Genomic DNA, 9,157 nt, shown 5'->3' on the forward strand with positions numbered 1-9,157 from the left:
GCCGCGACCCCGCGGATTTGTGAACCGCCCGCTTGCAGTCCGGCGCGATCGTGATGTGGCGCGGAACGCCGTCCGCCGGCCGTCCGGATCAGGTCGAGACGCCGACGATCGCGTGGCCGCTGACGGTCACCGGCAGCGGTTCGGACGAGACGGTCTTGCCCGGCGTCACCGGCGCGGCGCGCTGCTGCCCCGATGTGGTGCCAAAGGTCGAACCAGCCGGCGCGCGGGGCGGGCCGTCCACCCCGCAGCCCGCCACCGCGGCTGCAAGCGCCAGAGCCAGTCCGCGCGCCGCCATGCGTCCCCGTTTCGTCATTGCCATTCCCCCATGATCCCCTTCCAGCGTTCGACCTGCGCGCGCACCTGCGACGGCGCGGTCCCGCCATAGGACTGCCGCGACGCGACCGAGTTGTGCACGCCCAGGACGTCATAAACGGCATCTGTTATCGCCGGGTGAACGCGCTGCATTTCATCGAGGCTCAGGTCCGGCAGGTCGACGCCCCGCGCCTCGGCCGCGGCAACCAGCGCGCCCGTGGCGTGGTGGGCGTCGCGGAACGGCAGCCCCGCCTCTCGCACCAGCCAGTCGGCCAGGTCCGTCGCGGTGGAAAAGCCGCTCGACGCCGCCGCTTCCAGCCTGTCCCTGTTCACCGTCAGGTCGCCGATCATGCCGGTCATCGCCGCGAGCGCCAGCATCAGCGTGTCGGCGGCGTCGAAGACCTGCTCCTTGTCCTCCTGCATGTCCTTGGAATAGGCGAGCGGCAGGCCCTTCATCACCGTGAACAGCGCCACCGTCGCGCCCAGGATGCGGCCGATCTTGGCCCGGATCAGTTCCGCCGCGTCGGGGTTGCGCTTCTGCGGCATGATGCTGGACCCGGTGGACCAGCGGTCGGACGTGGCGACGAAGCGGAACTGGGCGGAGGACCAGATCACCAGCTCCTCGGCCAGCCGCGACAGGTGCATCGCGCAGATGCTGGCGGCGGCGAGGAACTCCAGCGCGAAGTCGCGGTCGCTGACGGCGTCGAGGCTGTTGGCCATCGGCCGGTCGAAGCCCAGCGCCTGCGCCGTCGCGTGGCGGTCGACCGGGAAGCCCGTGCCCGCCAGCGCCGCCGCGCCGAGCGGTGATTCGTTCATCCGCGCCCGCGCGTCGCGGAACCGCGTGAGATCCCGGCCGCACATCTCGACATAGGCCATCATGTGATGGCCCCAGGTGACCGGCTGCGCGGTCTGCAGGTGGGTGAAGCCGGGCATGACCCAGTCGGCCCCGGCCTCTGCCTGCGCCACCAGCGCCGCCACCAGCTCCTGCAGGCCCAGGATCGCCGCGTCGCACTGGTCGCGCACCCACAGGCGGAAGTCGGTCGCGACCTGGTCGTTGCGCGACCGGGCGGTGTGCAGCCTGCCCGCCGGTTCGCCGATCAGCTCCTTCAGCCGCGACTCCACGTTCATGTGGATGTCTTCCAGCGCGGTCGAGAACGTGAACTGCCCGCCCTCGATTTCTGACAAGACGGTGAGCAGCCCTTCCCCGATCGCCTCCGCATCGGTAGGGCTGACGATGCCTTGCGCGGCCAGCATTGCCGCGTGGGCCCGGCTGCCCCGGATGTCCTGGGCGCTCATCCGTCGGTCGAACCCGATCGAGGCGTTGATCGCCTCCATGATCGCGTCCGGCCCCGAGGCGAAGCGCCCGCCCCACATGCTGTTCGCATCGGCTTTCGTGGGGGTCCTGGGCGCGTCGGTCATCGGTTCGTCCTTTGCCGGAGGTCACATGCTGCTGCGGTCCATCGCCCTTTATACGTCGCTCCTTGTCGCTGCAAACGCGCTGGCAGCGGTCCCCGCCGCCGCCGGTCCCGTGGACTGGCAGGCGGCGCGCGAGGCGGGGCTGGCCAAGCTCACCGACGGGGCCCAGGCCGTGCCGGACGTGCCGTTCACAGACGCCGGGGGAAAGCAGGTCAGCCTCGCCGACTGGAAGGGCAAGGCGCTGCTGGTGAACTTCTGGGCGACCTGGTGCGCCCCCTGCCGCGAGGAGATGCCGTCGCTGGACGCGCTTCAGGCGCAGCGGGGCGGCGACGACTTCGCGGTGCTGACCATCGCGTCGGGCCGCAACCCGCCGCCCGCGATCCGCAAGTTCATGGACGAGACCGGGGTGAAGAACCTGCCGGTGCTGACCGACGAACGGATGGCGCTGGCGCGCGCGATGGGTGTCATGGCAATGCCGGTGACGATCCTGATCGACGCCGAAGGCAACGAGGTCGCGCGCATGATCGGCGACGCCGACTGGTCCTCGCCCGCGGCGCTGTCGGTGGTGGACCAGCTGCGCGCGAAGTAGGCTCAGACCTGCCCGTGCCGGTGGCACGAGGTCAGGTGGTCGTTGACGATGCCGGTCGCCTCCATGAAGGCGTAGGTGATGACGGGGCCGCAGAACCGGAACCCGGCGTGGCGCAGCGCCTTCGACATGGCGCGCGATTCGGCGGTCTCGGTCGGGACCTCCTGAGGCGCCGCGAAGCCGTTCACGATCGGCTCGCCGCCGGTTAAGCGCCACAGGAAATCCGAAAAACTTTCGCGATCCTCGATGGCGAGAAAGGCGCGGGCGTTGCCGACCGCCGCCTCGATCTTGCCGCGGTGGCGGACGATGCCGGGGTCGCCAAGCGCGCGGGCGACGTCGTCTTCGGTCCAGCGCGCCAGCCGCTCGGGGTCGAAGCCGTCGAAGACGCGTCGGAAATTGTCCCGCTTTCTCAGGATGGTGATCCAGCTCAGCCCGGCCTGGAAGCCGTCGAGGACGAGCTTCTCGAACAGCGCCCGGGGGTCGCGCTCCGGCACCCCCCATTCGGTGTCGTGGTAGGCCACGTACAGGGGATCGGTGCCGCACCAGGGGCAGCGCACGGGCTCGCCGTCGCTCATCATCCGTTAACCTCGCTTCGCATTTCCACGGGCATTTACGGGATCTTAGATCATTCTGGTCAGGGATCAGTGGCGAATTGAAGGAGGACAGCGTGTCCCGAAACGACGATCCGGCGAACCGTGGCCCCGGCAACCCGCAAACGGGGCCGCGCAGCTCTCCCATCGACTTTGCGGTCGACCAGCAGTCGGCCCTGACGATCGCGACCGTGGCGGACGCGGTCACGCGGCGCGACGGGCTTCTGGCGTTCCAGCCGGTCGTGCAGTCCTACCGCCCCGACCGCCCGGCCTTCTACGAGGGGCTGATCCGGATCGTGGACGTGACCGGCCGGCTGATCCCGCTCAGGGACTTCATGCCGCAGGTGGAAACGACCGAACTCGGCCGCCAGATCGACTGCCTCGCGCTGTCCCTGGGCCTGCAGACGCTGGCGCAGGAACCGGCGGTGCGGCTGTCGGTGAACATGTCCGCACGCTCGATCGGGCACGAGGACTGGGACCGCACGCTCGCCGACGGGCTCAGGGGCCGCGACAACATCGCCGAGCGGCTGATCCTCGAGGTGACCGAAAGCTCGGCCATGGACCTGCCCGACCAGGTCCGCGGCTTCATGCACGACCTGCAGGGGCGCGGCGTCAGCTTCGCGCTCGACGATTTCGGCGCGGGCTATACCTCGTTCCGGTACCTGCAGGACTTCTGCTTCGACATGATCAAGATCGACGGCCGCTTCATCCGCGGCATCGCCGAGGAACGCGACAACCAGGTCCTGACCCGCGCGCTGCAGTCGATCGCGCACCACTTCGACATGTTCACCGTGGCGGAATCGGTCGAGACGGCCGAGGACGCGGCGTTCCTGATCGAGATGGGCGTCGACTGCCTGCAGGGCTACTACTTCGGGGCGCCGACAATCGTGCCGCCGTGGCGGTCGCCCGACAGTTCCGCGCAGCGGCGCTGAGACGCGCGGCCGGAAGTGCATGATTTCCCGCAAGGAACGCCACCGGCAGAAAAACGAGGTGATCGAGCAACAATCCGTCCACCCGTGGCGTTCCGGTCAGGCGATTAACCTTTTGGGAGGAGGGTTTCATGGACAAGGTTGCATTGGTCACGGGTGGATCGCGGGGCATCGGCGCCGCGATCAGCAAGGCGCTTCAGGCAGAAGGCTACAAGGTCGCGGCGACCTATGCCGGCAACGACGAGGCCGCGCGCGCGTTCTCGGACGAGACCGGGATCCGCACCTACAAGTGGTCGGTGACCGACTACGACGCCTGCAAGGACGGCGTGGCCCGGATCGAGGATGAGCTTGGACCGGTTGCCGTGCTGGTCAACAACGCCGGGATCACCCGCGACGCGATGTTCCACAAGATGACGCCCGACCAGTGGAAAAAGGTGATCGACACCAACCTGAACGGGCTCTTCAACATGACGCACTGCGTCTGGCCGGGGATGCGCGACCGCAAGTTCGGCCGCATCATCAACATCACGTCGGTCAACGGACAGAAGGGCCAGGCGGGCCAGGCCAACTATTCGGCCGCCAAGGCGGGCGACATCGGCTTCACCCGCGCGCTCGCGCAGGAAGGGGCGCGGGCCGGGATCACCGTGAACGCGATCGCGCCGGGCTACATCGGGACAGAGATGGTGCGCGCCATCGACGAAAAGGTGCTGGCCGAACGCATCCTGCCGCAGATCCCTGTCGGACGGCTCGGTGAACCCGAGGAAATCGCGCGCTGCGCGGTCTTCCTCGCGTCGGACGATTCGGGGTTCATCACCGGCTCGACGCTCAGCGCGAACGGGGCGCAGTTCTTCGCCTGAAGCCGGGTCCTTGCGGCGCCGGGTTGCCGGGGGTCGCCCGGCGCCACCGGGACACGGGCTGTCGTCCGTAACGTAACAGGTTCGAACGGCCGGGCTGGCAAGCAGCGGCACGGACGTAGCACGTGCAAGCCCGCAGCGCAGAGGACCCGGATAAAACGCCCTGCGAGGAACCCGGATGAAAACGGCCGGCGCTGACGCGCCGGCCCCAACCCGTTCAATAATCTTTTTCCCGTCATCATGGTCCGGGAAGCGCACCGAAGGCGCGCGACCCGGCTGGCGTGCCGGAGCCTAGTGGCTCAGCCGCGCGATCTCCTCCTTCAGGCGCAGTTTCTCGCGCTTCATCTCGGTCAGCGCGAGGTCGTCGACGCCGGGGGCGCGCTGCGCGCGCTCGACGGCCTCGGACAGATTCTGGTGTTTCTTGCGCAGTTCCTGAACGTGAGAGGCGACGGACATGGCAGACACTCCTGTTCCTGTGATCTGTGTCACAAAACGAACACAGAAATCCGATTCTGTCACCGCCTTTCCGGGTCTTTCAGCATCAGGGGGGCCGCATGGCGAAGGACTGCCTGCGCTTCGGGCGTCAGGTCCTCGCCGTCGTGCAGATGTCGCGCGTTCGCGTGCATCACGAACGGCGCGAGCAGCCGCAACGGCCCGCGCGCGCCTTTCCGCGCCGCCACGATCACCCGCCCCGCCGGCAGTCCGGCGCGGGCCGCGACCGGCAGGATCGCGATGTCCCCCGCCCTGCCCGACAGCCCCGAAAGCAGCGCGTCCAGCCGCTCGGCGCGGTGGATGACGGTCAGCCAGCCCCCGGGCGAGAGGCGCCGCAGCCCCGCGTCGATCCACAGCGGCAGTGGCGTTTCCTCGTGCCGGGCAACGGCGCGATAGGCGTCGGGCGACGGCGTCCCCGCGGCGAAGAAGGGCGGGTTGGCAATGACGTGGTCGAACGATCCGGCCAGCCCGGCGGGCATCCGGGAAAGGTCGCCGGTCACGATCCGCGCCTCCAGCCCCGCCGCGGCGGCGTTCGCGCGGGCGAGGTCGGCCACCGCCGCGTCACGCTCGATCCCCGCAAGCACGAGGCCCGGCACCCGCACGCCCAGGCACAGAAGCGCCGCGCCCGCGCCGCAGCCGAGGTCCAGCACCGACTGCCCCGGCCGCGCCGCGCAGGCGGCGGCCAGCATCACCGCGTCCGCGCCGGCGCGATACCCCGACGCCGGCTGCGCCAGCCGCAGCCGCCCGCCCAGGAAATCGTCGTGGCGGACCGCGGTTCCGGTCACGAGATCCCGTGATCGCGCAGGATCGCCCGGGCCATGAACAGGTCGCGGTCCGCGACCATCAGCCGCTGCGGCAGGATGCCCAGCGACCCTTCGAGAACGCTCATGTGCTGGTCCAGCGCGAAGGCCATGATCCCTTCGTCCGCGAGCAGGCCGGACGCGCGCGCGATGGTCAGCGGATCGGTGGTGCGCAGCAGTTCCTTCATCGCGGGGGGCAGGCTAGCGGCTGGTTGCGAAACTGTCCACGGCGTGGCAATCCCCCCGCGAAAGGATGCGCGCATGGCCCTGAACAACACCGCCGCCGAACCGCTGGAGCGGCTGTCGAGCCTGCTGGCCCGCGACATGGCCGCCGTGGACACCCTCATCCGCGAACGGATGGTCAGTCGCCACGCGCCCCTGATCCCGGAAGTGACCGCGCACCTGATCGGCGCAGGCGGCAAGCGGCTTCGGCCGCTGCTGACGGTCGCCGCCGCCCGGCTTTGCGGATACGAAGGCGAGAAGCATCACCTGCTGGCCGCGACGGTCGAATTCATCCACACCGCGACGCTGCTCCACGACGACGTGGTCGACGAAAGCCGTCAGCGCCGCGGCCGACCGACCGCGAACCTGCTGTGGGACAACAAGTCCAGCGTGCTGGTCGGCGACTATCTGTTCGCCCGCAGCTTCCAGCTGATGACCGACACCGGCAACCTGGGGGTGATGGAGATCCTGTCGAACGCCTCGGCCACGATTTCCGAAGGCGAGGTGCTGCAGCTGACCGCCGCCCGCAACCTGGCGACCGACGAGGCGGTGTATCTTCAGGTCGTGCGCGGCAAGACTGGGGCGCTGTTCTCGGCCGCGGCCGAGGTAGGCGGCGTGATCGCGGACGCGCCGGCCGAACAGGTGCGGGCGCTCTACGACTATGGCGATGCGCTGGGGATCGCGTTCCAGATCGTCGACGACCTGCTCGACTACGGGGGCGCGACCGACACGATCGGCAAGAACGTCGGCGACGACTTCCGCGAGCGCAAGCTGACGCTGCCGGTCATCAAGGCCGTGGCCCGGGCGGACAACGACGAGCGCGCGTTCTGGAAGCGCACGATCGAGGACGGCGACCAGCAGGACGGCGATCTCGACCGCGCGATGGCGATCCTCGCGCGGCACGGCGCGATCGAGGCGGCGCGTACCGACGCGCTCGGCTGGTCCGCCCGCGCCCGCGCGGCGCTGGCGCCCCTGCCCGACCATCCGGTGCGGGACCTTCTGGCCGAGATGGCAGACTTCGTCGTCGCGCGCGTGGCCTGAGACGGGCGGCGCGTGAAAAGGCCCGGCATCGCTGCCGGGCCTGCACTGTCAGGCGCACATCAGTTGTAGGCGTTCTCGCCATGGGTGGTCAGGTCAAGCCCCTGCCGCTCGTCGGTGATGGTGACGCGCAGGCCGATCACCGCGCGGACCAGGTGGATCGCGATGAACGAAACCAAGCCGGACCAGAGGATGCAGATCCCCACCCCCAGCGCCTGCACCCCGATCTGGCGGGTCATGTCGAAGGCGCCGGTCGCGCCGGTGGCGTAGTCGAACACGCCCGTCCCGCCCAGCGACGGCGCCGCGAAGACACCGGTCAGGATCGCGCCGACGATCCCGCCGACCCCGTGGATGCCGAACACGTCGAGGCTGTCGTCGATCCCCACGCGCGACTTCATCGTCACGACGAACCACATGCAGATCAGCCCTGCGGCAAACCCGATCGCGATCGCGCCCATCGGCCCGACGAAGCCCGCGGCCGGGGTGATGCCGACAAGGCCCGACACCGCGCCCGACACGCCGCCCAGCAGCGAGGGATGACCCCGCAGCGCCCATTCGCCGAAGCTCCACGCGAGCGCGGCGGCGGCGGTCGCGACGGTGGTGTTCAGGATCGCGAGCGCGGTGAGGCCGTTCGCCTCGAGGTTGGAGCCTGCGTTGAACCCGTACCAGCCGATCCACAGAAGGCACCCGCCCAGAAGGGTGACGGTCAGGTTGTGAGGGGCCATCGGCTCCTTGCCGTAGCCCACGCGGGGGCCCGCGACGTAGGCCGCGACCAGGCCCGCGATGCCCGCGTTGATGTGGATGACCGTGCCGCCCGCGAAATCCAGCGCGCCGTGGCCGAACAGGTACCCGGACGGCGCGGCGTAGGCGCTGGGGCCGCCCCACCACCAGACCATGTGGGCCATCGGCAGGTAGGACAGGAAGAACCAGATCACGACGAAGGCGAGGATCGCCGCGAACTTCATCCGCTCGGCCGTGGCGCCGACGATGAGCGCGGGCGCGATGCAGGCGAAGGCCATCTGAAAGATGACGAAGGACAGTTCGGGGATGAAGACGCCGGTCGAGAACGTTTCCGCCACCGACGCGGTCGTAACGCCCGACAGGAAGGCCTTCGACAGCCCGCCGATGAAGGGGGTGAGCGGCCCCGCGGCCTCGGCGTCGCCCGCGCCGGTGAAGGCCAGCGAGTAGCCGACGCACACCCACAGGATCGCCATGACGGAGAATACGGCGAGCACCTGCATCAGCACCGACAGCACGTTCCGCGACCGCACCAACCCGCCGTAGAACAGCGCAAGGCCGGGAATGGTCATCATCGTGACGAGGATCGCCGACACCATCACCCACGTGGTGTCGCCCTTGTCAGGGACCGGCACCGCGGCCGCGACGGCCGGCGCGGCGTCGACTGCCTGGGCAAGACCCATGGCGGGCGCCAGGCCCAGCGCCGCGACGACGAGGGCCGCCGCCACCCATCCGGTCCGGACCGAAGGACCAGCCTGCGCATGTCGGGGATTTTCGTGTGTCATCGTACCTCGTCCATCTCGTGCGGGTGCCGATGCGTCCCGCGGTGATGTCAGGGGACCGGCCGGCGGCACGCCCGGTCCAGCCCGGACGCGGCCGCGTCCGCCCCCGCGCAGCGGTTGCCCGGGCAACGTGCAGGAATTGCGCGAAATGCCGCGCAATTGGACAGGTCACGAGTGGGTCATGGGACTGTGCGCAGGTTCTCACGGCGCACGTCTTGCTGTATCAGGTTCGCGACAAGGCCGGCGAACGGCCGCGGGATTGCAGGCATGAAAAAGACAACCGGCCCCCGGCGCATCGTCGCCGACAAGCGTTATGCGGACTCCGCGGCCTCCTCGTCGCGGCAGCCCCCGGCCGGCGGCGGCGCGGGCGGCGGCAATGGCGGCTCCGGAACCGGCGG

11 protein-coding genes are annotated in these 9,157 nt (G+C 69.6%); 4 read left to right on the forward strand and 7 right to left on the reverse strand.

Annotation, left to right across the window (positions count from 1 at the left end; translation table 11 throughout):
- Positions 1–88: 88 nt before the first annotated feature.
- Positions 89–313, reverse strand: a complete 225-nt coding sequence (locus tag ELI80_RS14755; RefSeq protein WP_136653074.1) for a hypothetical protein — start codon at positions 311–313, stop codon at positions 89–91.
- A complete protein-coding gene (argH, locus tag ELI80_RS14760) occupies positions 310–1,731 on the reverse strand; it encodes an argininosuccinate lyase (protein ID WP_136653075.1) in 1,422 nt (473 codons plus the stop codon). Before argH ends, ELI80_RS14755 begins: the two co-directional genes overlap by 4 nt.
- A 25-nt stretch (positions 1,732–1,756) precedes the next feature.
- On the opposite strand from argH, the gene ELI80_RS14765 reads away from it, so the two are divergent.
- Complete coding sequence (locus ELI80_RS14765; RefSeq protein WP_136653076.1) at positions 1,757–2,317, forward strand: TlpA disulfide reductase family protein; 561 nt, start codon at positions 1,757–1,759, stop codon at positions 2,315–2,317.
- Positions 2,318–2,319: 2 nt separating this feature from the next.
- Here the strand turns inward: ELI80_RS14765 and ELI80_RS14770 are convergent, their stop codons facing one another.
- Positions 2,320–2,889: a DNA-3-methyladenine glycosylase I gene (locus tag ELI80_RS14770; protein ID WP_201740667.1), complete on the reverse strand. Its 570-nt coding sequence runs from the start codon at positions 2,887–2,889 to the stop codon at positions 2,320–2,322.
- A 161-nt stretch (positions 2,890–3,050) separates the two neighbouring features.
- Here ELI80_RS14770 and ELI80_RS14775 point away from each other — a divergent pair, with 161 nt between their 5' ends.
- Positions 3,051–3,836 carry an EAL domain-containing protein gene (locus ELI80_RS14775; protein WP_236641531.1) on the forward strand — a complete coding sequence of 262 codons (786 nt, stop codon included), beginning with the start codon at positions 3,051–3,053 and terminating at the stop codon, positions 3,834–3,836.
- Between the two features lie 128 nt (positions 3,837–3,964).
- Complete coding sequence (phbB, locus tag ELI80_RS14780; RefSeq protein ID WP_136653079.1) at positions 3,965–4,690, forward strand: acetoacetyl-CoA reductase; 726 nt, start codon at positions 3,965–3,967, stop codon at positions 4,688–4,690.
- 288 nt (positions 4,691–4,978) lie between these two features.
- Here phbB and ELI80_RS14785 read toward each other — a convergent pair whose 3' ends face one another.
- Genes ELI80_RS14785 through ELI80_RS14795 form a run of 3 tightly spaced genes read right to left on the reverse strand, consistent with a single transcriptional unit; the run spans position 4,979 to position 6,167 of the window.
- On the reverse strand, positions 4,979–5,143 hold the full coding sequence (locus ELI80_RS14785) for a YdcH family protein (protein WP_136653080.1): 165 nt from the start codon (positions 5,141–5,143) through the stop codon (positions 4,979–4,981).
- Positions 5,144–5,202: 59 nt separating this feature from the next.
- The gene (locus ELI80_RS14790; protein WP_236641529.1) at positions 5,203–5,964 is read right to left on the reverse strand and encodes a tRNA1(Val) (adenine(37)-N6)-methyltransferase; all 762 of its coding nucleotides are present in this window, start codon (positions 5,962–5,964) and stop codon (positions 5,203–5,205) included.
- Positions 5,961–6,167, reverse strand: coding sequence for a putative signal transducing protein (locus ELI80_RS14795; RefSeq protein WP_136653081.1), 207 nt, complete (start codon positions 6,165–6,167; stop codon positions 5,961–5,963). The genes ELI80_RS14790 and ELI80_RS14795 overlap by 4 nt, the downstream gene beginning before the upstream one ends.
- 73 nt (positions 6,168–6,240) lie before the next feature.
- Between ELI80_RS14795 and ELI80_RS14800 the strand changes: the two genes are divergently transcribed.
- On the forward strand, positions 6,241–7,242 hold the full coding sequence (locus ELI80_RS14800; RefSeq protein ID WP_136653082.1) for a polyprenyl synthetase family protein: 1,002 nt from the start codon (positions 6,241–6,243) through the stop codon (positions 7,240–7,242).
- A gap of 59 nt (positions 7,243–7,301) precedes the next feature.
- Here the strand turns inward: ELI80_RS14800 and ELI80_RS14805 are convergent, their stop codons facing one another.
- Positions 7,302–8,660: an ammonium transporter gene (locus ELI80_RS14805; protein WP_236641532.1), complete on the reverse strand. Its 1,359-nt coding sequence runs from the start codon at positions 8,658–8,660 to the stop codon at positions 7,302–7,304.
- Between the last annotated feature and the right edge of the window lie 497 nt (positions 8,661–9,157).

The organism is Paracoccus aeridis, assembly GCF_004923205.2.
In the GTDB taxonomy this organism is placed as follows: Bacteria; Pseudomonadota; Alphaproteobacteria; order Rhodobacterales; family Rhodobacteraceae; genus Paracoccus; species Paracoccus aeridis.

Coding starts and splice junctions, on each gene's coding strand:
- ELI80_RS14755 (WP_136653074.1), bottom strand. CDS start 313: ATGACGAAACGGGGACGCATGGCGGCGCGCGGACTGGCTCTGGCGCTT.
- argH (WP_136653075.1), bottom strand. CDS start 1,731: ATGACCGACGCGCCCAGGACCCCCACGAAAGCCGATGCGAACAGCATG.
- ELI80_RS14765 (WP_136653076.1), top strand. CDS start 1,757: ATGCTGCTGCGGTCCATCGCCCTTTATACGTCGCTCCTTGTCGCTGCA.
- ELI80_RS14770 (WP_201740667.1), bottom strand. CDS start 2,889: ATGAGCGACGGCGAGCCCGTGCGCTGCCCCTGGTGCGGCACCGATCCC.
- phbB (WP_136653079.1), top strand. CDS start 3,965: ATGGACAAGGTTGCATTGGTCACGGGTGGATCGCGGGGCATCGGCGCC.
- ELI80_RS14785 (WP_136653080.1), bottom strand. CDS start 5,143: ATGTCCGTCGCCTCTCACGTTCAGGAACTGCGCAAGAAACACCAGAAT.
- ELI80_RS14795 (WP_136653081.1), bottom strand. CDS start 6,167: ATGAAGGAACTGCTGCGCACCACCGATCCGCTGACCATCGCGCGCGCG.
- ELI80_RS14800 (WP_136653082.1), top strand. CDS start 6,241: ATGGCCCTGAACAACACCGCCGCCGAACCGCTGGAGCGGCTGTCGAGC.
- ELI80_RS14805 (WP_236641532.1), bottom strand. CDS start 8,660: ATGGGTCTTGCCCAGGCAGTCGACGCCGCGCCGGCCGTCGCGGCCGCG.